Genomic DNA, 22,237 nt, shown 5'->3' with positions numbered 1-22,237 from the left:
ACCGATCGAACCAAACCATTCAGACGCGATCCACCGCCTCGCCGGGAACGAAAGCGTCGAAAGCCGCCCAGAACTGCTCGCGCAATTCGTCGCGCTCCATCAGCAATTCGTGACGCGCGCCGGGAAGCTCGATGAGGCTCGCGACCGGAAGCCGCTGAACGAAGCGCTCGATCGCGCGCGAGGACACGATTCGATCGCGTCCGCAGAGAAACGCCATGACCGGCGTGCGCACGGCGCGGGCGTATTGCGGCGCGGCGAACTGCTTCATCAGCCGGAAGGCGGCGTTGATCCAGCCGACCGTCGGATCGCCGATGGCGAGATGCGGCGCGGCGCGCACCACATCGGCGTTGCGGGAAAATCGCGCAGGATCGGATGTCAGCCGATTGCCCTCGAAGGGCAATTCCTCGAGCGATTTCGGGCCGCCGCCGGGCACATAGACCGCGCCGAGCCCGAACATGTCGAGCGTATCCGCCACGGCGCGCGCGCCGATGGGAAAGCGCAGTCCCTCGAGATCGATCATCGGCGCCGAGACGATGAGGCGATCGAAGGGCGAGCGCGCCGAATGGACGCGATCGAGCAATATGGCGCCGCCCATGGAATGCGCCAGCGCGTGCCAGGGAGACGGGCAGTTCAATGCCAGAACATCCGTGATGAAGGCGTCGAGATCGCGCTGATAGAGCGCGAAATCGTCGACATGGCCCTTGCGCGGATCGGAAAGATCGCGTTCCGAGCCGCCCTGTCCGCGCCAGTCCAGCGTCACCACATGAAAATCGCGCGCGAGCAGGTCGTTGATCGTCTCGAAATATTTTTCGATGAATTCCGCGCGGCCCTGGAACAGCGCCACTGTGCCGATCGCCCCGCGCGGCGGCGCGAAGCTCGCCGCCCGCAAGCTGCGTCCGTCCGCCGTGCGAATGGCGAAGACCGAGGCGTTGGGCGGCGCGGGATTGTCGGGCGTTCCGATGAGCTGCGTTTCGGTGAGCGGCATGTCGGGCGATCCTGCTGCGGCCGGAAAAGTCGCGGCGAATTTCCGTCTATCGCATGGCTCGCCCGGACGCAAAAGGGCGACGCTCGGGACATTGCAGTCGAGGGGCGGAGCCTCGGCCGCGGCGTCGACGCCATCGAAGCGGACGCGCTCGACAAAATCGCGGCTCCCGTCCCGGCGCCTCTTGCGGGTCGCAAAAGCCGCTCCCACATAGAATTCAGCGCGGGCCGTAGCGGACGCGCTTCATCCCCGGCGCGAGCGGGGACGGGCTCCCCATCGCGCTTCCACTGTCGCTTCTAGGAGGACAATGACATGCGTCACTTCGATCTTTCGCCGCTCTATCGCTCGACCGTCGGCTTCGACCGGCTGTTTTCCCTGCTCGATCAGGGACCGGGCGCGGAGGCTGCTCCGACCTATCCTCCCTACAACATCGAGCGCACGGGCGAGAACGACTATCGCGTGACCCTGGCGGTGGCCGGCTTCGCGCGAGAGGACATCTCCATCGAGACTCGCGAGAACACGCTGACCATCAAGGGCGCGAAAGAGCCGCAGCCCGAGACCGGCGTCAAGCGCGAAATCCTGCATCAAGGCATTGCGGCCCGCGCCTTCGAGCGCCGCTTCCAGCTCGCCGATCATGTCGTCGTGACCGGGGCGACCCTCGTCAACGGCCTGCTGCATGTCGATCTGGTCCGCCAGATTCCCGAGGCGCAAAAGCCGCGCCGCATCGAGATCGGCGCCGGCGCCCCGGCGCAGACGATCGACGCCAAAGCCGCCTGATCGGCTTTCGGAAGCGTCAAAAAAAATCGAGGCGTCCCGCGAGGGACGCCTCTTTTTTCGTTCAGCCGCCGGGCGTCGGCTTGGCCGGCTCGCCCACGGACGGCTCCTTGGATTGCTCCGCCGAGACCGGATTGGCGGGAGCCGCGGCAGTGGGCGGCGGCGTGGCGGGCGTCGCTGGAACGATGGTCTGTTGCGCCGGCGCCGCCTGCTGATGGCCGACGGCGGCCGGTTCCGGAGCCGCCGCGCGCGGCGGCTCGGGAGCAGCTTGGATCGGCTGGGCAGGGGCGGCGACGGGAGAAGGAGAAGGCGCAGGAGATGAAGGAGAAGGAGCGGACGCGGGCGCCGGGGCCGCGCCTTGCGGCTGGGTCGGACCGGAGTGCTGTTGCGCCGGCGCCTTGCGCTCGGCCGGCTTCGCGACGGCGGGCTTGGCAGTCGTCGGTCTATCCTGCGGAGCTGCGGCGCGCGCCGGCGGTTTGGTCGCCTCGGACGGTGACGAATGGGGCGGGCGCCGTGTCTCGGCGTTGTCCTGCCTGACGGCGGCATGGGCGCGCGCCGGCGTCTCCGCGCGCCGCGCGAGCGCGGCCGATTGCGGCGCGGGGCGACGCGGCTCGCCGCCGAGGCCGGGCACGACCAGAGGATCTTCCGCGGCGGCGCGCGGCCCGTCATAGGGCTCCGGCCCAGGCCCGCCACGATAGGCGGCGGGCGGCGCTTCGACGAAGCCCGGTCCGACCTCGTCCGGCCCAATGCGCCAGGAGCGCAAAATCTCGCCCTCATAGGGGTCGATCAGAAAGCGCCGATAATGGCCGCGGCGATCGACGCCGGTCGCCACCACCTGATCGCCGCGCCGGCCGAGCCCGCCGACCAGACGAAATCCCTCCTTGCCCAAAATGCCGGCGATCGCGCGAGGCGTGGCGTTGGGCGCGGGCTCCGGGATCGGCTGGTGAAAGGCGTAGCCGAACGGACGAAAGAAGAAATCCGCCGCGGCCGGCGTCGGCGCCGCCATCGGCGCGAGGCTCGCCATCGCGAGCAAGAGCTTCGGCCGCAGTCTCGATAGCGTCATGAACCGCTCCACATCCATCTCATCGTCTGGCCCCGTCTCGATTGCCGAGCTTGGGCGACCATTGCGGCGAGCTTTGGACGCAAGAGGCGCGCGCCGGCGACGGAATGCGCCGGGAATTCGGTTTTGTAGCGGCAGATTGCTTGTGCGAGGGACGCAAATCTGGCAACAATATTTCCCGCCGATATGTCAGCCATGCTGACCATTCTGCGCCAGACGCTCGCGCCACCCTGCGAGCGACGCTATGATTTCGACGACCAAGGACGGGGGAGCGGGCGCGGCGATCGGGCCGGGCGGCCCCCGGACTCGCCCGGGAGACGCCGCTATGACCGCGATCGACGCCAGAGATCCCTTCCTGCCGCAGGCTCAGGGCCTCTACGATCCGTCCAAGGAGCACGATTCCTGCGGCGTCGGCTTTGTCGCCAATCTGCACAACGCCAAGAGCCATGAGATCGTCGAGATGGGTCTGCAGATCCTGCTCAATCTCGATCATCGCGGCGCCGTCGGCGCGGACCCCAAGCTCGGCGACGGCTGCGGCATTCTCGTGCAGATTCCGCACCAGTTTTTCAAGGAAGAATGCGCGAAGCTCGGCTTCGCCCTGCCGGAGCCCGGTCATTACGCCATCGGCCAATTCTTCCTCTCGCGCGACGAGGCCGAGCGCGCCAAGGCGAAGGAATTCATCGAGGCCGCCGCCGCGAGCCAGGACCTCGTCGTGCTCGGCTGGCGCGACACGCCGGTCGATTCGAGCGATCTCGGCGAGGCGGTGAAGGCGGTCGAGCCGGTTCATGGGCAGGTCTTCATCGGCCGCGGCCGCTCTGTGACCGACGATATCGATTTCGACCGCCGCCTCTATCTCGCGCGCAAGACCGCCTCCAATGAAATCTATGCGCGGGGGCCGGCTGCGCGCGAGCATTATTCGGTTTCCGTGTCCTCGCAGACCATCGTCTACAAGGGCATGGTGCTGGTCTCGCAGCTCGGCGAATATTTCCTCGATCTGAAAGACCCGCGCTTCGTCAGCGCCCTGGCGCTGGTGCATCAGCGCTTCGCGACGAACACTTTCCCGTCCTGGCGCCTCGCGCATCCCTATCGCTTCGTCGCGCATAATGGCGAGATCAACACGCTGCGCGGCAATCTCAACTGGATGGCCGCGCGTCAGGCCTCGGTCGCCTCGCCGCTGTTCGGCAACGACATAGAGAAGCTGTGGCCGATCTCCTATGAGGGGCAGTCGGACACCGCCTGCTTCGACAATGCGCTCGAGTTTCTCGTGCAGGGCGGCTATTCGCTCGCCCATGCGGTGATGATGCTGATCCCGGAGGCCTGGTCCGGCAATCCGCTGATGGATAGCGACCGCAAGGCTTTCTACGAATATCACGCCGCGCTGATGGAGCCCTGGGATGGCCCCGCCGCCATGGCCTTCACCGACGGCCGCCAGATCGGCGCGACGCTGGACCGCAACGGCCTGCGTCCGGCGCGCTATCTCGTGACCGAGGACGGGCTCGTCGTCATGGCCTCCGAGATGGGCGTGCTGCCGATTCCGCAAGACAAGATCGTGCAGAAGTGGCGCTTGCAGCCGGGCAAGATGCTGCTCGTCGATCTCCAGCAGGGACGCATCGTCTCCGACGACGAGATCAAGAAGGAGCTCGCCTCCTCGCATCCCTATAAGCAATGGCTCGAGCGCACGCAGATCGTGCTCGAGGATCTGAAGCCCGTCGAGCCGCGCGCCTCGCGCGCCGATGTGTCATTGCTCAATCGTCAGCAGGCCTTCGGCTATTCGCAAGAGGAGCTCGATCTCCTGCTCTTCCCCATGGCCGTCACCGGCCAGGAGGCGGTCGGCTCCATGGGCACGGATACGCCGATCTCGGCGCTTTCCGACAAGCCGAAGCTGATCTACACCTATTTCAAGCAGAACTTCGCGCAAGTCACCAATCCGCCGATCGATCCGATCCGCGAGGAATTGGTGATGAGCCTCGTCTCCTTCATCGGCCCGCGCCCGAATATCCTCGATCACGAGGGCTCGGCGAAGCGCAAGCGGCTCGAGGTGCGCCAGCCGATTCTCACCAATGAGGATCTCGAGAAGATCCGCTGCATTGGCCATATCGAGGACAGCTTCGACACCAAGACGCTGGACATCACCTATGACGCCGCGACCGGCGCCGCCGGCCTGCGCGAGGCGCTGAACCGGCTCGGCGAGCGCGCCGAGAAGGCGGTGAACGGCGGCTATAACATCATCATCCTCTCCGACCGCATGGTGGGGCCGGATCGCATTCCGATTCCGGCGCTGCTCGCCACGGCGGCCGTGCATCATCACCTCATTCGCCGCGGATTGCGCACCTCGGTCGGTCTCGTGCTCGAGACGGGCGAGGCGCGCGAGGTGCATCATTTCGCGCTGCTCGCCGGCTATGGCGCGGAGGCGATCAATCCTTATCTCGCCTTCGAGACGCTCGAGGCTTCGACGGCGGAATTCCCCTCCGACGTCGATGGGCCGACGGCGATCAAGCGCTTCATCAAGGCGGTCGACAAGGGTCTGCTGAAGGTCATGTCCAAGATGGGCATCTCGACCTATCAGTCCTATTGCGGCGGGCAGATTTTCGACGCCGTGGGTCTCGCGCAGAGCTTCATCGACGAATTCTTCCGTGGCACGACGACGCGCGTCGAGGGGGTCGGCCTCGACGAGATCGCGGCCGAGACGGTGCGCCGTCACAAGGACGCTTTCGGCGACGTCGCCATCTATCGCGACGCGCTGGATGTCGGCGGCGATTACGCCTTCCGCATTCGCGGCGAGGCGCATAGCTGGACGCCGCATACGGTGTCGCTGCTGCAGCATGCTGTGCGCGCAAATGCGCAGGACAAATATCGCGCCTTCGCGCAGCATTTGAACGAGCAGGACGACAAGCTGCTCAATCTGCGCGGCCTGTTCCGCGTCAAGACGGCGGAGGAGGATGGTCGCGCGCCCGTGCCGCTCGAAGAGGTCGAGCCGGCGAGCGAGATCGTCAAGCGCTTCTCCACCGGCGCCATGTCCTTCGGCTCCATCTCGCGCGAGGCGCATACGACTCTCGCCATTGCGATGAACCGGATCGGCGGCAAGTCGAACACGGGCGAGGGCGGCGAGGAGCCTGAGCGTTTCAAGCCGCTGCCCAATGGCGACAGCGCGCGCTCGGCGATCAAGCAGGTGGCCTCTGGACGTTTCGGCGTGACGGCGGAATATCTCGTCAACTCCGACATGATCCAGATCAAGATGGCGCAGGGCGCAAAGCCCGGCGAAGGCGGCCAATTGCCCGGCGACAAGGTCGATGCGGTGATCGCCAAGGTGCGCCATTCGACGCCGGGCGTCGGCCTCATCTCGCCGCCGCCGCATCACGACATTTATTCGATCGAGGATTTGGCGCAGCTGATCTTCGATTTGAAGAATGTGAATCCCCGCGCCGACGTCTCGGTGAAGCTCGTCTCGGAAGTGGGCGTCGGCACGGTCGCCGCCGGCGTCTCCAAGGGCCGCGCCGATCATGTGACGATCTCCGGCTATGACGGCGGCACGGGCGCCTCGCCGCTCACCTCCATCAAGCACGCGGGCAGCCCGTGGGAGATCGGCCTCGCCGAGACGCATCAGACTCTGGTGCTGAACAATCTGCGCGCGCGCATCGCTGTGCAGGTCGACGGCGGCCTGCGCACGGGCCGCGACGTCATCGTGGGCGCGCTGCTCGGCGCCGACGAGTTCGGCTTCGCGACCGCGCCGCTGATCGCGGCCGGCTGCGTGATGATGCGCAAATGCCATCTCAACACTTGCCCCGTCGGCGTCGCGACGCAGGACCCTGTGCTGCGCAAGCGCTTCGTCGGCCAGCCCGAGCATGTCATCAACTTCTTCTTCTTCGTCGCCGAAGAGGTTCGCGAGCTGATGGCGCAAATGGGCTATCGCCGCTTCGACGAACTGATCGGGCAGATGCAGATGCTCGACAAGGAGAAGGCGCTCGTCCATTGGAAGGCGAAGGGCCTCGACTTCTCCAAGCTGTTCCATAAGCCGGCGGGCGAGGGCGCCGCGATCCGTCACAGCCTCACGCAGGATCACGGCCTCGACAAGGTTCTCGACAACAAGCTCATCGAGGCGGCGCGCGCCTCGATCGACCGCGGCGCGAAGACGTCCATCGAGACGGCGATCCGCAATGTTGATCGCTCGACCGGCGCCATGCTGTCGGGCGAGGTCGCGCGCGTCTATGGTCTCGCCGGCCTGCCGGAGGACACGATCGACATTCGCGCTTCCGGCACCGCGGGGCAGAGCTTCGGCGCCTTTCTCGCGCGCGGCGTGACGCTGCGTCTCGAGGGCGAGGCGAACGATTATGTCGGCAAGGGGCTCTCTGGCGGCAAGGTCATCGTCTATCCCTCGCGCGAGGCCAAGCAGATCGTGCCGGAGAAGTCGATCATCGTCGGCAATACCGCGCTCTATGGCGCCGTGGGCGGCGAGGCCTATCTGCGCGGCGTCGCCGGCGAGCGTTTCGCCGTGCGCAACTCGGGCGCCTATGCGGTCGTCGAGGGCGTCGGCGATCATGGCTGCGAATATATGACCGGCGGCGTCGTCGTCGTGCTGGGGCCGACAGGGCGCAATTTCGCGGCCGGCATGTCGGGCGGCGTGGCCTATGTGCTGGATGAGGACGGCGGCTTCGCCGAGCGCTGCAATCTCGCAATGGTCGATCTCGAGCCGGTGCGCGACGAGGAGACCGCGATGACGCAGGCCTATCATCAGAGCGGCGACCTCGAGCAGCATGGCCGCGTCGATGTGATGAGCGATATGACGCGCTTCGACGCCGAGCGTCTGAAGCATCTCATCTCCAATCATCTGCGCCACACGGGCTCGGCGCGCGCGCGCGCGATCCTCGACGATTGGGAGAGCTACAAGCCGAAGTTCCGCAAGGTGATGCCGGTCGAATATCGCCGCGCGCTCACCGAGCTTCTGGCGCGCAGCCAGAGCGGCGAGAAGCTGAAGGCGGCCGGCGAGTGAGGCGGACGCCGGCGCGTCACGCCGCCGGCGCTTCCACCCGAATATGAAGGACTTCCGGCGGCGCGCCGAAGCGCACCGGCAGTCCCGTGCATCCCAATCCGCCGGAGACGATGAGGTGCCTCTCGTCTTCGACTATATGGCCGTGGACATAGCGACTGCCGTAGATCGACGGCACGATCGGCGCCCAGCCGAAGATCCGCACCTGTCCGCCATGGGTGTGGCCGCAGAGCGTCAGGGCGACGCGTTCCGGCACGCGCGGAAACACGTCCGGCTCATGCGCCAATAAAATCACCGGATCGTCGGTGGCGACGGCGGCGAGCGTCGCGGAAAGATCGTCGAGCCCGCGCCATTTGCGCCGGCCGACGGTGATCGCATATTGGTCGGCGAGGCCGGCGAGCCATAGCGAGCGGCCCTTATGCGCCAAACGCACGGCCGCATTCTCATAGACCGGAATCCCATTGTCCTCGAGCGCGGCGCGGGCGATCGTCTCGCCGCCGCCGCGACGTTGCGCCGTGCGATCGTCCCACATGTCGTGATTGCCGAGGATCGCATGGACGCCGAGCGGCGCTCTGAGCCGAGACAGCGCCCGCGCCCATTGCGCCGACGGAATCGGCGTCGCGAAATGATGCAGTCCGGCGACATAATCGCCGAGCAGAACGACGACGTCGGGCTCGAGCGCGTTCATGTGATCGACGATCGCGTCGATGCGCTCGAGCGACATCCATGGGTCGCAAGCGTGGAGGTCGGAGAGCGCGGCGATCTCGAGCGGAAAACCCTTCGGCCACATGCGCGGCGCGACGCGATAGCGGGCGACCCGCGGCGCCTGCAGCGGCCCATAACCTAAGGCGTAGGCCGCTCCCGCGAAGGCGGAAGCCGCGCTCGCGACCGCGCCCCTCAAAAAGGCGCGGCGGGTCAACAGCGGCATGGTCTTCTCCCGAATGGACGCATGACGTCTAAGCCGATCAATGCGTCCGTTTCGAGTCGCGGCGACGCGGATCACCTCGAAGGGAAGGGGCCTTCATCGAGGAAATAGCCATAGGCCTGCGCCGGCCGCTGCGGAATCGGGTCGATCGCCGTATAGGCTCCAGGCCGATAGGAGCGGTCATAGGGATTGCGCTCCTGCGCATAATACACGGGCGCGACATAGGGGACGGGCGCGGGCTCCAACGCGCGATAGCGCATCAGGTTCCGCTGCGGCCGCGGCCACGGCGCCATCTCCTCCGACGCCACATCGATGCGCCGCGGCGCGAACGTGGCGCGACCATAGCTCGGCTCCTCGTCGCGCCAGTGGCGCGGCGGACGGGAAGCGTGAGGCGGCCAGAAATTCATGGTCGCGCGCGGCGCGAAATCATCGGGCCCGAGCCCGCGAATGACGACCGGTCCGCGCGCGCCGGCGTAGGCCGGCGCAGAGAAGCCGGCGAATGCGGCCAGCAAGGCCACAGGCAGAATCGTCGCACTGATACGCATAATCGACGCCTTTCGTCTCGAAGCGGAGCGCGGCAAGGCGGAAATTTGCGCCGACGTTTCAAATCGGCGCGGCTCCCTGTCGCGCGCCTCTTCGGAGCAAGGCGCGTTCCCAATTCGTTAACCTTGGATGCGCGTCGGCCGAAGCTTTCGTCAGCCGAGCTTCGCCTTCAACGCATGGCCGGCGAGCGTCTTGCCGAGCGACCACACCGCCCCCGGCGCGTGATGCGCCTCGGCGATGACCTTGTCGAAGGACCGCTCGATCCAATCGCAATCGAAATCGTCTATGGTGAGCGGCGGCAGCAGCTTGATCGTGTGATTGCCATGGCCGGCGACTTGCGTCAGCACCTTGTGCTGCTCGAACAGCGGTATGCTGATGAGCTGGCAGAACAGTCCTGAATTCACCGTCTCCAAAAGATTCCACGCCGCTTTCAGCTTCAGCGAGCGCGGCTCGCCGAATTCGATTCCGATCATCAGGCCCTTGCCGCGCACATCGGCGACGAGTTCGTAACGCTCGGCCATGGCGCGGAAGCAAGCGAGGAGGCGTTCCCCTCTGGCGGCGGAATTCTCGACGAGCTTCTCGCTCGCCATCACCTCGAGAGTGGCGAGGCCGGCGGCCATTGCGAGATCGTTCTTGCCGAAGGTGGAGCCGTGCACGACCGCGCGATCCATGCGGTCGAACATTTTATCGAAGATCCATTTGCGCGTCAGCACCGCGCCGACCGGCACATGGCCGCCCGAGAGCGCTTTGGCGACGAGCAGGAGATCGGGCTCGACGCCATAATGCTCGACGGCGAAGAATTTGCCGGTGCGGCCGAGGCCGGTCTGAATCTCGTCGGCGACGAACAAGGTTCCGTATTTGCGGCAGAGCGCCGCCGCCTGCGCGAGGTAGTCCTGCGCCGGCATGTTCACGCCCTTGCCTTGAATCGGCTCGACGAAGAAGGCCGCGACGTCGCGATGGCGCAGCGCCTCCTCGAGCGCGGCGAGATCGTCGAAGGGAATCTCGCGCGTATCGGGGAGCAACGGGCCGAAGCCCTTCTTGAAAATCTCGTCGCCATTGAGCGACAGCGCGCCATAGGTGAGGCCGTGGAAGGAATGCGCGCAATGCAGAATTCCCGCGCGTCCCGTCGCCGCGCGCGCGAATTTGATCGCCGCCTCGACCGCCTCCGCGCCGGAGTTGGCGAAGAAGACTTTCTCCATATAGGGCGCGAAGGAGAGCAGCCGCTCGGCGAGCAGCGCGGCGGGCACGGACACGTCGAGCTGCACGAGATTGGGCAGCTCGGCGCCGAGCACGCTCATCAAAGCCTCGCGCAGCGCCGGATGATTGCGGCCGATCGCGAACACGCCCCAGCCGCTCAACAGATCGAGATAGCGCGCGCCTTTGCGATCGTAGAGATATTGGCCGGCGCCGCGCACGAATCCGACATCGTAGCCGATCGTCTTCAGCACGCGCACCCACATCTCGTTGAGATGCTGCGCGTGCAGCGCGAAACGCTCGCTCTCGCGTTCCGCATAGAGCGAGGCGAGATCGAAATTCGGGGCGCCGCCAGCCTGCGTCTGCTCACGATCGTCTCGTGGTGTCATGAAGGTCATGCGTTCATTGTCCGTGTTTTTGCGGCGGCGCGCGGTCTTCTCGTGGGAATTGCGGCTCATCGGCCGCGCCACCAGCGGCGGCGAGGGCACTATGTCGCGGCTTCGCGCCGACCGCAACATATGGAGGCGCAAATTGTTTCTCGCCCCTACGTCCGGCGCCCGGCGGGCCGGATGGATCCGCGAGGGCCGAAAGCGATTTGGGCGAAAGGCGACAGCGCTCGCGCGCCGAATGTCGCTCTGGCGCCGAATGACGCCGCTTTGATGGCGAAGATTCGGCGTCGCGGAGCGCGCATGTCGCGTCGCTTTCCTACTCTCAAAGCCGTTATCGCAGCTTGGATGCGCTCGTACGGTATTTCGCGTAACCCGCGCCGAGGTCGCGGAACGCCAAGCATTTTCGGGCTTTGTATCCACAGCGAAGGCGCGCGAGACAAAAAAGTCGGTTGGAGGAAAGCGTGGCGATGATATCTTAACCACAGTGATTCACGGGCGAGCGTCGCGATTCGAGTCTTCGAAGGCGAGCGGAGCGCATTCGTTCCGAATCGGCAGGGGGAGTTGGTCTGTTGGGCGCAAAAATTTCATTCCAGAATGAGTTGAGCGCGTCGACGATAAATATCGAAAACGGCGAAGCCGGGCTCGATCTCGTCGAAGTGTCGGGAACCATCAAATGGTTCGACGTTTCGAAGGGATATGGATTTGTCGTTCCCGATGATGGCGGCGCGGATATTCTCTTGCATGTGACGATCCTGCGTCGGTCCGGCTTCCAGTCCGCCTATGAAGGCGCGCGCGTCGTTTGCGAGGCGCAAAAGCGCGTCAAGGGAATGCAGGTGTTCCGCGTCGTCGCGATGGACGAGTCGACAGCTGTTCATCCCTCGCAGAACGGAGCCGCGCGCACCCATGTCCAGGTGACGCCGTCGAGCGGCTATGAGATCGCCATCGTCAAATGGTTCAACCGGGTAAAAGGCTTCGGCTTCCTGACCCGCGGCGAAGGCACGGACGATATCTTCCTGCATATGGAGACCGTCCGACGTTTCGGACTGGCCGAGCTGAAGCCCGGCGATAGTGTGCTGGTGCGCTACGGCGACGGCCCCAAGGGCCTGATGGCGACCGAAGTGCGGCCGCTCGAATCGGCGCTGCCGGCCTCCCATTAGAGCCGCGCGAGACGCGAGTCGTCCGGGCTTGTTTTGTATTTCCCGATCGCATTTGGCAGAATGGCCGTCGAGCGCCAGCTCTCGACAGTGTCGTGATATGCGCGGCGGCCAGGATGCGGCGAGGATGAACATGTCGGGTGCGTTGTCGCGGAGCATGTCGAAGCTCGTCGTCGCTCTTCTTTTCCTTTTCTTCGGCGCCGTTGTCGCGAGTCGCGCGAAGGATGCGGGACCGCCGCCGCCCGCGGTCAAAATGGCCGTCGAATCGCTCGAGATCGTCACCGCCACCGGCGCGCATCGGCTGCGCGTCGAAGTGGCGCGCACGCCCGACCAGCGCGAGAGGGGCCTGATGTTCCGCACATCGCTCCCCTCAGACGGCGGCATGTTGTTCGATTTCCGCGAGGAGCGGCCGGTCGCCATGTGGATGAAGAACACGCCGCTGTCGCTCGATATGATCTTCGTCTCGCGTTTCGGCCGCGTCGTCTCCGTGGCGCTCGGAGCGGAGCCCTATTCGGAGCGCGTCATTTCCTCGGGCGGGCCGGCGCTCGCCGTCATAGAGCTGGCCGCCGGCGCGGCGCAACGCCTCTCCATCGCCGTCGGCGACACGGTCAAACATCCGATTTTCGAGCGATAGAGCGGCCCGTCCGCGCGCTCGCGCTTGTGAGCGGCGCGCCCGCGTGCTAGCGAGGCGTTCGGCGGAAATGGGCTCCGCGGCCTATTCGCGAGACGGGGTATGGCGCAGCCTGGTAGCGCGGAAGTTTTGGGTACTTCAGGTCGCAGGTTCGAATCCTGCTGCCCCGACCATTGGCGCGGAGTCCCCGCCACAGCGCCGATTTTTCGTTCCGGCCGGCTCGCGAGCCGGCTCTTGCCGAGGCCGATATGACCGCACGCATTCACCGCCCGTCCCCCAGCGCGACGCAATCTGGTCCCGGACCGGCCAAGCCCTGGGTGCTCGAATATGAGAACGAGACGCCCCGCGAGCTCGATCCGCTGATGGGATGGACCGGCACCTCGGACGCCAAGGCGCAGATCAGGCTACGTTTCGCCACCAAGGAAGAGGCGATCGCCTATGCCGAGCGCAAAGCGCTCGTCTATCGCGTCGAGGAGCCCAAGCCCGGCTCGCCGTCGCGCCGGATCATCTCCTACGCGGATAATTTCAAGACGCAGCGCGTCGGCCAGTGGACGCACTGACGGCCGTCACGACCCCGTAGCTCAGCTGGATAGAGCAACCGCCTTCTAAGCGGTAGGTCGCAGGTTCGAATCCTGCCGGGGTCGCCAGCGGTCGACGACCGGCGACTGCGGGTTCTCCCCAATCGAGGCCATATCGACGAGAAAGCGCCCGAGACGACGCCGGCCGAATATGCTAGAGAATAGGCGTCGACTCCGTAGCTCAGCTGGATAGAGCAACTGCCTTCGAAGCAGTAGGTCGTAGGTTCGAATCCTACCGGGGTCGCCAGCGAACACCCGAGAATCTCCGCCGTATTCGACCTTCACTTCAACGCGAACGGCACGATCGCATCGATGGCGAACATGCCGGTCGAGCGCCTGTAGCCGCTCGCGCCGAAGAATGGCGCCGCGCCGGTCAGGGATGCGTCATAGCGCAGTTCCGGCCGCAGGGTCAGGCCGGCGATCGGCAGGCCTTTGGGAATTTCCGGCGTGATCGTCAGCCCGGCGGTGATCGCGAAATAGCTCGTTCCGCGTCCCTCTGGCTGGAAGATCGCCGAGGGCGCGTAGAAGCCATGGTCGATGTTCATATAATCGAAATAGCCCGGATAGGCGCCGACGAAATAATTATTGTGGTCGCGCCAGAATTCGACGCGGCCATTGAGCTGGAACACGTCGTCGATCTTGTAGGACGCGTATTGCGCCACGCCATAGCCGTTGACGCCGCGCGGGCGACGCGGAATGAGCGCGGCGTTGAAACCATAAATGTCGGCGAGCCTGCTCAGAACGCCTTCGGATAGTCCGGTCGCCGAGAGCGCGTTCCATCCATCGTCGTGGACGTAATTGATATCCGTGCTCAGTGTGAGCCGATCCGTCGCCTTCCAGGTCAGCGTTACGTCATTGCTGTAGGACAGCGCCCGATTGGGATCGCAGGCGCATTCGTAAGGGATGTTCGGCCAGCCGACGCCGAGCGGATCGAGCTGCTTCGGATCTTCCGGCCCGATATGAGTCGTCCCCAATATGGTCAGTCTGTCGTCGAAGGCCTTTATGCGCAGGCCGGCTTGGAAAGAGGCGGCGCTGTTGTTGTCGCCGGGCCAGCCGAGGCTGGCGCTGTCGCCCGACATGACGCTCGCATGGACGAAGAGCCAGGAGGCGAGATCGGATGAGATCATCAAGCCGGTCTGCTTGAGCGGGATGCCGAAATTGAAAATATAGGAATGAGTGTAGAAAATGCTGTCGACGAGTTCCGCGCCCTCGAGCGTGACGAATTGGCCGATCTTCACATCGAAGCCTCTGTCGGTGATCCAAGGCAGATGCAGCGTTGCGAAGGCCTGGAGAATGTCGAGCTGCGTGCGGTCGCGCATCGCATAATCGAGCTCGCCGAGAAAATGCGTGTAGCGCGCATCGGAGCCGACCATCGCCTGAATCTTGAAGCCGAAGTCGAAGTCCTTGGTCGCCTTCGGATCGGGCAGGCGCTGCATGGCGATCACGCCGGCGTTGAATTGCGGCTGATCGGCGCGATCGGTGAACAGATGGCCCCAATTGAGCTTGTTGAAGGGATTGTCGAAATTGAAAGTGGAGCCGGCCTCGGCGAATCCCGTCACGGCCAGAGCGTCGAGCCAGGACGGCGGCGGCCTTTTTTTCTTCGCCGCGCTCTCGCTCGAAATTGCGCTCGAGGCCGTCGCCGCATTCGAAGCGGCGGGCGATGTCGGCCACCCGAGAAGCGCGCGGGAATCGTCGTCCTCCGCCGATGCGGGGGCGATCGCGAGCGCCATCGTCACGACGGCGGCCGCGAGCAACGACCGCCATGTCTCGACCGCCATGTCTCGACCTCGAACAGGTCAGCCTCTTTTAAAAATTCGAATGAAACGGAATGATCGAAAACGTCGTCGAACCGACGATGATCCCGGCGACGAATGCGAGAGCTATCCGATTCCTCCGCGGCGAGCCAGTCGGCTATTCCACGCGCCCGGCTCGCGGCTCGCAGAGATAATCTCGCGAGCGCATTTCGATCAGCCGCGATATGGCGCGGGCGAATTCCTGAGCCTCATGTCCCATCGGCGCATGATAGAGATCTTGCGCCTCGGTCTCTGCAGAGAGAATGAGCCGCGTCTTCTTCTCGTAGAGAATGTCGACGAGCGTGATGAAACGCTTGGCCTCGTTGCGCCGCTCGAAATTCATTGCCGGGACGTCGTCGACGAAAATCGTGTCGAAGGCCTCGGCGAGAGCCATATAGTCGGAGGCGCCGATCGGGCGCGCGCACAGATCCTCGAATGAAAATCGCGCGATGCGGCCGGCCGCTTGCGGAACGATCACATTGTGGCAAGCGACGCGCAGCTTCGTCGGTGCGCCTGTGGCGACGCCCGTGAGCCGAAGAAACAGATCGTCCAGCGCCGAGCGGGCGCCGGCGTCGGCGGGGGTGAAATAGGTCTCGCCGAGCGCGATCTTCTCGAGGCGGAAATCGGCGCGCGCGTCGAGGCGCATTATGTCGAGCCGCTCCTCGAGCAGCGCTATGAAGGGCAAAAAGAGATCGCGATTGCGGCCCCCCTCGTAGAGCCGGCGCGGCTCGACATTGGAGGTCGCCACCACGACGACGCCTTCCGCCAGCAATCTGGTGAAGAGACGCGCGAGAATTGTCGCGTCGGCGATATCGGCCACGGCGAATTCGTCGAAGCAGAGGACGCGCGTCTCGCGCGCGATCTCCTGCGCTATATGCGCCAGCGGATCCGGCGCGGCGCTGCGGCGGGCGGCGGCGAGGCGTTCGTGAACCTCCGCCATGAAGGCGTGAAAATGCGCGCGGCGCTTTTCCGCGAGCGGCAGCTCGGCGAAAAAAAGGTCCATCAGCGTCGTCTTGCCGCGCCCGACGAGGCCATGAATATAGACGCCGCGCGGGCCCGCGCAGGGCGCGTGGCGTCCGAGCCAACCGCGCAGCCGCGCGGCGAGACCGCCCGCCGCCGCCGGCGGCGATGGCTTGCGCGCCAGCGCGCGCGCCAGCGCCTCCAGCCGCTCGAGCCCGGCGAGCTGCGCCGGGTCGCGCTCGAGCGCGCCGCTCGCGACGAGCTCCTCATAGCGGGCGAGGAGGGGGCGCGGCGCCGTCATGAAAGGCGCCGCCGAGTCGAAGCGATCACAGCCGGCGCATCCTGCCGCTGGCGGCCGCGAAGGCGCCTTCGCGCAGCTCGCAATAGAGCAGGCGCTGCGGATCGACCGGGCCGGGCATGACGATCTTGCCGCGCGGCGTGCGGGCGAAGCCGAGGCGGGCGTAATAATCGAGATCGCCGACCAACAACACGAGGCCGTGGCCCGCGTCGCGTGCGGCGTCCAGCGATTTCTTGACCAGCGCCTCGCCGAGCCCCTGCGAGCGGAAGGCCGGCTCGACCGTCAGCGGGCCGAGCAGCAGGGCAGGGGCCTCGTCGATGAGGATGGAGGTCATGCGATTGGCGCCGACCAGCAGCGTGCCGACATGGGCGACGAAGGAGAGCGACAAATCCGCCTCGACGCCCTCGCGCAGCCGATAGGCCGTGCGCGCATAGCGGCCCGGACCGAAAGCCCGCTCCTCGAGCTTTTCGATTTGGGGCGCGTCGGCCGGGGTCTGCGGCGAGAAGCGGATGACGAGATCGATCATCGCTCGCGCATAACATGCGCGGCCCGGCCGGCAAAGACCGCGAGCAGCCGGGCGGCCGCATTGCTTCCTCGAAGTTCCGCCAAGGTCGAGCGATGAATCATTTCTGGAGCTCGATCGCATGAATCGCCGCCGATTTCTCCTCTGTCTCGCCGCGTCCGGGGCGACGCCCTTCGCCCGCGCCGCGGATGCGGCCGAACTTTCCGCACGCGTCGAAGCGATCGAGCGACGCGCCGGCGGGCGGCTCGGCGTCGCGGTTCTCTCCGGCGACGGGCGACGTTTCGCCCACCGCGCAGATGAACGATTCCCGATGTGCTCGACCTTCAAAGCGCTCGCGGTCGCGGCCGTGCTGAAGCGCATCGACGCTGGCGCGCTGTCGCTCGAGCGCAAAATCGCCTATGGCCAAGCCGATCTCTTGGATTATGCGCCGGCGACGAGGGCCCACGTCGCGGACGGAGCGATGAGCCTCCGCGATCTCTGCGCGGCGGCGATGCAGCTCAGCGACAACACCGCCGCCAATCTCATTCTGGGCGCGCTCGGCGGGCCGCAGGCCGTGACCGAAACGGCGCGCTCGCTCGGCGATGAGGCGACGCGCCTCGATCGCGACGAGCCGACGCTCAACAGCGCCATTCCCGGCGATCCGCGCGACACGACGACGCCAATGGCGATGGCGCGCGACCTTCGCGAGCTGATCATGGGCAGAGCCTTGTCGGAAACGTCGCGGCTCCTCCTCGAAGACTGGATGATCGGCAATAAGACCGGCGCGAAGAGGCTGCGCGCCGGCCTTCCGCCGGATTGGGGCGTCGGCGACAAGACCGGCAGCGGCGAAAACGGCGCAGCCAATACGATCGCTATTTTCCGCCCGCCGCGCCGCGCGCCGCTCTTCGTCGCGGTCTATCTCGCCGAGGCGGGCGGATCGAAAGAGGAGCGCGACGCCGTGCATCACGACGTCGCGAAATCGATCGCCGAGACTTTCTGACCGGCCCGAGTCTTGCTCGAAAATCGCGCATGACAGCGATCGAGATCAGACCGGCGACGCTGGCGGATGCGCAGACGATCGCCGCCCTCCATGTCTCCTGCTGGAGCGAGACCTATACGTCTCTGGCGCCGGCGGAAATTCTCGCCGAATACACGCTGGAGACCCGCCTCGCGCAATGGCGTGAGACCTTGGACGGAGCGGGGCCGCAACAGCCGCCGCCGAACGTGTTTCTGGCGCTGCGGGAGGGGAGCGCCATAGGCTTTTCCGCCTGCGGCGCGCAGCAGAGCGGCATTCTGGGCGAGCGCGGCTATGCCGGCGAGTTTCAGGCGATTTATCTGTTGAAGGAAGCTCAGCGGCTCGGCGCCGGGCGCGGCCTCATGCGCGTGATGGCGCAGGCGCTGCGCGAGCGCGGGATCGAATGGGGGAGCCTCTGGGTGCTGCGGCATAATTTCACGGCCCGGAAATTCTACGAGAAGCTCGGCGGCCGCAAGATCGGCGTCGAAGGCGATTGGCGCGGCGTGCCGGAGGTCGCCTATGGCTGGCGCGATCTTCGGCTGCTGATCGATCCGCCGCCGGCGAAGCCCTGGTGAATGCCGAGCGAATTTTCCATTCGCGCCGCGACGGCCGAGGATGCGCCGACGCTCGCGGCGCTCAATCTCGCCTGCTGGCGCGAGACCTATGAGGGGCTGCTGCCGGCCGAGACCTTCGCCGCGCTCACGCTCGAGGAGCGGCTCGACCATTGGCGTGGGGCTTTTCAGTCGAGCGGATCGCGCGTCGCTCTGGCTTTCGATGTGGACGGAGCGGCTGTCGGCTTCACGCATTGGCGCGCGCATGAGTTCGTTCTCGGCGGACGGCTCGGCCGCGGCGGCCAGATTTGCGCCGTCTACCTACGCCGCGCCGTGCAACGGCGCGGCCTCGGCCGCCGGATGATGCGGCAGATGGCGCGGGAGATGCGCGCGAGCGGCTGCAAATGGGCGAGTCTCGTCGTGCTGCGCGACAATCTTCCCGCCCGACGCTTCTATGAGGCGCTGGGCGGGCGCCGCTTCGGGCGCGAACTCTCCTGGCGCGGCGTTCCGCAGATCGCCTATGGCTGGCGGGATGTGGCGGGTCTTGCCGCTCACCAATAGGGAGAGACCGGCGCGCCGCCGAATACCTCCGCTATGCGGGCGCGCGTGGCCGGCGTCGCGCTCTCGGGAAGCGCGTCCAAGGGAAAGAATCCCGCCTCGGCGATCTCATGGTCGGGGCCGCGCGGCGCGCTCTGCCGAAAGGCCCGCGCGACGAAAAAGGCCACATGGTCGCGCTTGGAGATGCGGCGGTTGAGATAGACGCCGCGCAGTTCGGCCGGCTCCTCCAGCTCTATATTGCCTTCTTCCGCCAATTCGCGGGCCAGCGCCTGCTCGAGCGTCTCGCCCGGCTCGACGCCGCCGCCCGGCAGATAATAGCCCGAGATATAGGTGTGCCGCACCAGCAGCACGCGCCGCTCGGCGTCCACTACGAGGCCGCGCACGCCGAGCGTCATCGGTCGGATGACCGTGGCGGCGAGCACCACGAGACGCGTCGTCAACAAGGTCCGCCAGCCGGGCTCGCTCATCGGCGCCGCGCCCGCGAAGGAGACCCCGCCGATTCAAATGTCTGGCGTTCCATGGTTCGACACTCTAGAACCGCTCTAATTCGTCGCCGGCGCGACCGAGCACGCCGAGAGCTAACTAGCGCCGTCGCTCCGCCATGCGCAAGGAGCGCAAGATTGAAATCCTTCTGTGATCTCACGGAACGCGAGATACTCGCCGTCGCCATCGCCTCGGAAGAGGAAGACGGCCGCATTTATCAGAGCTTTGCGGAAGACCTCTCCGAGCGCTATCCCTCATCCGCCAAGGTCTTCGAGGAGATGGCCGAGCAGGAGGGCGCCCATCGCCATGCGCTGCTCAGCCTCTATCAGAAGCGTTTCGGCCCCAATCTGCCGCCCATACGCCGCGAGGATGTGAAGGGCTTTCTGCGCCGCCGGCCGATCTGGCTGACGCGCAATCTCTCGCTGGAGACGATCCGCAAGGAAGCGGAAGTCATGGAATATGAGAGCGCGCTCTTCTATCAGCGGGCTGCGGCGCGGGCGACCGACGTCGGCGTGCGCAAGCTGCTCGGCGATCTCGCCGCCGCGGAGCAGGGCCACGAGACGCTCGCCATGCGTCTCGGCGCGCAGATCCTCACGCCCGGCGCGAAAAAGGAGGAGGATCTCGCCTATAGGCGCTTCTTCATCCTGCAATATGTGCAGCCCGGCCTCGCCGGGCTCATGGACGGCTCGGTCTCGACTCTGGCGCCGCTCTTCGCGGCCGCCTTCGCCACGCACAATAACTGGGAGACCTTCCTCGTCGGCCTCGCCGCCTCCCTCGGCGCCGGCATCAGCATGGGCTTCGCCGAGGCGCTCTCGGACGACGGCTCGCTGACCGGTCGCGGCTCCCCGCTTCTGCGCGGCGGCGTCTGCGGACTGATGACGACGCTCGGCGGCCTCGGCCATACGCTTCCCTATCTCGTGCCGGATGCGATCCCCGACAGCTTCGCCATAGCGACGACGATCGCCGGCGCGGTCGTCTTCGTCGAGCTATGGGCGATCGCCTTCATTCGCGCGCGTTACATGGATACGCCGTTCCTGCAGGCGGTGTTTCAGATCGTGCTCGGCGGCGCCATCGTGCTCGCCGCCGGCATATTGATCGGCGGCGCGTGAGGACTGCCCATGGGATTTCTGCTCGCTCATCTCTCTGACGCCCATATCGGCCCGATCCCGCGGCCGAGCCTGCGCGAGCTCGCGGGCAAGAGGCTCACCGGCTACGCCAATTGGATCAATAAGCGGGCGCAGGCGCATGATATGGGTCTGCTCGGCCGGCTCGTCGAAGACATGGCGGCGCAAAAGCCCGATCATGTCGTGATGACCGGCGATATCGTCAATATCGGCCTCGATGCCGAGATCGCGGCGGCGCGGCTCTGGCTCTCCAACCTCGGCAGTCCCGAGACTGTGAGCTTCACCCCCGGCAATCACGACGCCTATGTGCCCTCTGCGGTCCCGCGCGTCGCCGAGACTTTCGCGCCCTGGACCACTTCGGAGGAAGGCGCGGGCTTCCCCTATCTGCGGCGGCGCGGCGGAGTGGCGATCATCGGGCTCGATTCCGCGATTCCGACGGCGCCTTTCGTCGCCTCGGGCCGGCTCGGCGCGGAGCAGCGCGAGAAATTGGCGGCTCTGCTCGACAAGACCAAGGCCGAAGGACTCGTTCGGGTCGTGCTGCTGCATCATCCGCCGCATCGTGGCGGCGCCAAGGCGTTGCGCGGCCTCGACGACGCCGCCGAGCTGGAGGCGATTATCGCGCGCCATGGCGCCGAGCTGGTGCTGCACGGACATAATCACAAGATCAGCCTGCATCGCCTGCCGGGCGCGCATGGCGAGACGCCGGTCGTCGGCGCGGCCTCCGCCTCGGCCAAGGCCGGCGGGCATAGTCACCGCGCGGCCTATAATCTCTATTCGATCGAGCGTGAGGGCGACAAAATCGTCATCTCCGCCCGCTCGCGCGGGATGCTGGAAAACGGCGAGACGATCGGGGATTTGGCCGCGCTCGCGCTTTGAAGAGCGTCAGCGCGTCAGATGCGGACCAATCGCATAGACGCCGAGCTGCCAAAGCAGAAAGAAGAACGCCGCCGCGCCCGCTCCCTGCGCGAGAAACAAAATCGCCCGATAGATTTTCTCGCCGACTCCGCCGAGGCGTGGGAGGGCGGGCAAGCTCGCTGATCTCGGGGCGATCTGCTTCTTTTTCTTCGCCGCCTCCTCGGTGAAGGCGCGGGCGCCGCCCTGTCCGGCGAAATCGAACCCCAGCGCCTTTTCACGCTCGATCAGCCGATGAGCGATATATTCGGTGATCGCCTCCACCACTGTCGCGACATTGTCGGTCTCGCCGATCGTGATGCGGCCGTGGCGCGTGTCCTGCAAGAATCGATAGGTGCGGCGGTCGCGCCCCATTTCGACGAAGCCGACATGATCGATGAACAGTCGCGGCCGATCGCCATGCGAGACGCCGATGTCGAAGAGATCGCAATCCTTCGGCGCCTGGGCGAGGACAGGCTCCAAATGATCCCGCAAAATCTCCAGCCGCGCGATCTCGGCGTCGCGCAGATCCGCGAGAACGCCGGAGCGCTCGGCATTGGCGAGCCGGGCCCGCCGCATCGCCCCGGCCAGATTGGCGACGCGGGTCTCCTTGGTCTCCGTCGAGAGGGCGCGCTGGCCCGAGCCGCTCCGCTCGACGGCGGCGGCCCGCCGGTCGGTCACGAGGGCCGCAGCGGCGGACGCATCGCCGGTCGTCGCCGCTTGGCTGTCCCTTTTCGACTCGTCCATCTCACTCATTCGCACGAAAGACCGCATGGAGTTGCTCATTCATTATACCCTGTCGCGACCGAGATTCGACCGGAAAGCGCCGGGCGCCGTGACGCTTCGGC

20 protein-coding genes and 3 tRNA genes are annotated in these 22,237 nt (G+C 65.9%); 13 read left to right on the top strand and 10 right to left on the bottom strand.

All coding sequences use genetic code 11. The annotated features are described in order from the left end of the window. Nucleotides 1-19 precede the first annotated feature (19 nt). Nucleotides 20-985, bottom strand: a complete 966-nt coding sequence (locus KP010_RS03110; RefSeq protein ID WP_142863776.1) for an alpha/beta fold hydrolase — start codon at nt 983-985, stop codon at nt 20-22. Between the two features lie 309 nt (nt 986-1,294). Between KP010_RS03110 and KP010_RS03105 the strand changes: the two genes are divergently transcribed. Further along, complete coding sequence (locus tag KP010_RS03105) at nt 1,295-1,759, top strand: Hsp20 family protein (RefSeq protein WP_142863775.1); 465 nt, start codon at nt 1,295-1,297, stop codon at nt 1,757-1,759. Between the two features lie 61 nt (nt 1,760-1,820). On the opposite strand, the gene KP010_RS03100 is transcribed toward KP010_RS03105, so the two are convergent. Continuing rightward, on the bottom strand, nt 1,821-2,819 hold the full coding sequence (locus KP010_RS03100; protein WP_142863774.1) for a hypothetical protein: 999 nt from the start codon (nt 2,817-2,819) through the stop codon (nt 1,821-1,823). Nucleotides 2,820-3,141: 322 nt separating this feature from the next. On the opposite strand from KP010_RS03100, the gene gltB reads away from it, so the two are divergent. Continuing rightward, complete coding sequence (gene gltB / locus KP010_RS03095; RefSeq protein ID WP_216280411.1) at nt 3,142-7,803, top strand: glutamate synthase large subunit; 4,662 nt, start codon at nt 3,142-3,144, stop codon at nt 7,801-7,803. A gap of 16 nt (nt 7,804-7,819) precedes the next feature. Here gltB and KP010_RS03090 read toward each other — a convergent pair whose 3' ends face one another. The 3 genes from KP010_RS03090 to KP010_RS03080 all read right to left on the bottom strand — a co-directional run bounded on the left by KP010_RS03090 (nt 7,820) and on the right by KP010_RS03080 (nt 10,860). Then, entirely contained in the window at nt 7,820-8,722 is a 903-nt protein-coding gene (locus KP010_RS03090; RefSeq protein WP_246659938.1) for a metallophosphoesterase, read from the bottom strand. 77 nt (nt 8,723-8,799) lie between these two features. After that, nucleotides 8,800-9,270 (bottom strand): hypothetical protein, encoded by a 471-nt coding sequence (locus KP010_RS03085; RefSeq protein ID WP_142863771.1) that lies wholly within the window; start codon nt 9,268-9,270, stop codon nt 8,800-8,802. A 150-nt stretch (nt 9,271-9,420) separates the two neighbouring features. Then, on the bottom strand, nt 9,421-10,860 hold the full coding sequence (locus KP010_RS03080; protein WP_108917810.1) for an aspartate aminotransferase family protein: 1,440 nt from the start codon (nt 10,858-10,860) through the stop codon (nt 9,421-9,423). Nucleotides 10,861-11,420: 560 nt separating this feature from the next. Here KP010_RS03080 and KP010_RS03075 point away from each other — a divergent pair. The 6 genes from KP010_RS03075 (at nt 11,421) to KP010_RS03050 (ending at nt 13,461) form a co-directional block, all read left to right on the top strand. Then, the gene (locus tag KP010_RS03075) at nt 11,421-12,008 is read left to right on the top strand and encodes a cold-shock protein (RefSeq protein ID WP_108917809.1); all 588 of its coding nucleotides are present in this window, start codon (nt 11,421-11,423) and stop codon (nt 12,006-12,008) included. Between the two features lie 250 nt (nt 12,009-12,258). Then, on the top strand, nt 12,259-12,639 hold the full coding sequence (locus KP010_RS03070; protein ID WP_343219805.1) for a DUF192 domain-containing protein: 381 nt from the start codon (nt 12,259-12,261) through the stop codon (nt 12,637-12,639). Between the two features lie 93 nt (nt 12,640-12,732). After that, nucleotides 12,733-12,809, top strand: a tRNA-Pro gene (locus KP010_RS03065). Nucleotides 12,810-12,884: 75 nt separating this feature from the next. After that, nucleotides 12,885-13,196 (top strand): ETC complex I subunit, encoded by a 312-nt coding sequence (locus tag KP010_RS03060; protein ID WP_108917825.1) that lies wholly within the window; start codon nt 12,885-12,887, stop codon nt 13,194-13,196. Nucleotides 13,197-13,206: 10 nt separating this feature from the next. Then, a tRNA-Arg gene (locus KP010_RS03055) sits at nt 13,207-13,283 on the top strand. 101 nt (nt 13,284-13,384) lie between these two features. Further along, a tRNA-Arg gene (locus KP010_RS03050) sits at nt 13,385-13,461 on the top strand. Between the two features lie 34 nt (nt 13,462-13,495). On the opposite strand, the gene KP010_RS03045 is transcribed toward KP010_RS03050, so the two are convergent. The 3 genes from KP010_RS03045 to KP010_RS03035 all read right to left on the bottom strand — a co-directional run bounded on the left by KP010_RS03045 (nt 13,496) and on the right by KP010_RS03035 (nt 16,791). Then, a complete protein-coding gene (locus KP010_RS03045; RefSeq protein ID WP_142863770.1) occupies nt 13,496-14,992 on the bottom strand; it encodes an outer membrane beta-barrel protein in 1,497 nt (498 codons plus the stop codon). A 133-nt stretch (nt 14,993-15,125) separates the two neighbouring features. After that, on the bottom strand, nt 15,126-16,268 hold the full coding sequence (gene zapE / locus KP010_RS03040; protein WP_142863769.1) for a cell division protein ZapE: 1,143 nt from the start codon (nt 16,266-16,268) through the stop codon (nt 15,126-15,128). Nucleotides 16,269-16,293: 25 nt separating this feature from the next. Then, nucleotides 16,294-16,791, bottom strand: coding sequence for a GNAT family N-acetyltransferase (locus tag KP010_RS03035; protein ID WP_108917806.1), 498 nt, complete (start codon nt 16,789-16,791; stop codon nt 16,294-16,296). 118 nt (nt 16,792-16,909) lie between these two features. Between KP010_RS03035 and bla the strand changes: the two genes are divergently transcribed. From bla to KP010_RS03020, 3 genes are read left to right on the top strand one after another with little or no spacing between them, the layout of a single operon-like run. Then, on the top strand, nt 16,910-17,767 hold the full coding sequence (gene bla / locus KP010_RS03030; RefSeq protein ID WP_108917805.1) for a class A beta-lactamase: 858 nt from the start codon (nt 16,910-16,912) through the stop codon (nt 17,765-17,767). Nucleotides 17,768-17,796: 29 nt separating this feature from the next. Next, complete coding sequence (locus tag KP010_RS03025; protein ID WP_142863768.1) at nt 17,797-18,357, top strand: GNAT family N-acetyltransferase; 561 nt, start codon at nt 17,797-17,799, stop codon at nt 18,355-18,357. Beyond that, nucleotides 18,358-18,894 (top strand): GNAT family N-acetyltransferase, encoded by a 537-nt coding sequence (locus tag KP010_RS03020; protein ID WP_142863767.1) that lies wholly within the window; start codon nt 18,358-18,360, stop codon nt 18,892-18,894. On the opposite strand, the gene KP010_RS03015 is transcribed toward KP010_RS03020, so the two are convergent. Beyond that, complete coding sequence (locus KP010_RS03015; protein WP_142863766.1) at nt 18,885-19,358, bottom strand: NUDIX domain-containing protein; 474 nt, start codon at nt 19,356-19,358, stop codon at nt 18,885-18,887. The two genes, KP010_RS03020 and KP010_RS03015, sit on opposite strands and share 10 nt — an antisense overlap. A gap of 153 nt (nt 19,359-19,511) precedes the next feature. On the opposite strand from KP010_RS03015, the gene mbfA reads away from it, so the two are divergent. Further along, the gene (gene mbfA, locus KP010_RS03010) at nt 19,512-20,483 is read left to right on the top strand and encodes an iron exporter MbfA (protein ID WP_142863765.1); all 972 of its coding nucleotides are present in this window, start codon (nt 19,512-19,514) and stop codon (nt 20,481-20,483) included. Between the two features lie 9 nt (nt 20,484-20,492). Then, nucleotides 20,493-21,374, top strand: coding sequence for a metallophosphoesterase (locus KP010_RS03005; RefSeq protein WP_142863764.1), 882 nt, complete (start codon nt 20,493-20,495; stop codon nt 21,372-21,374). A 6-nt stretch (nt 21,375-21,380) separates the two neighbouring features. On the opposite strand, the gene KP010_RS03000 is transcribed toward KP010_RS03005, so the two are convergent. Further along, entirely contained in the window at nt 21,381-22,163 is a 783-nt protein-coding gene (locus KP010_RS03000) for a hypothetical protein (RefSeq protein ID WP_244594698.1), read from the bottom strand. Between the last annotated feature and the right edge of the window lie 74 nt (nt 22,164-22,237).

The sequence above is a fragment of the Methylosinus sp. KRF6 genome (assembly GCF_018887255.1).
In the GTDB taxonomy this organism is placed as follows: Bacteria; Pseudomonadota; Alphaproteobacteria; order Rhizobiales; family Beijerinckiaceae; genus Methylosinus; species Methylosinus sporium.
Note: the sequence above shows the minus strand (reverse complement) of the source record. Positions and strands in the feature narration are given on the sequence as shown.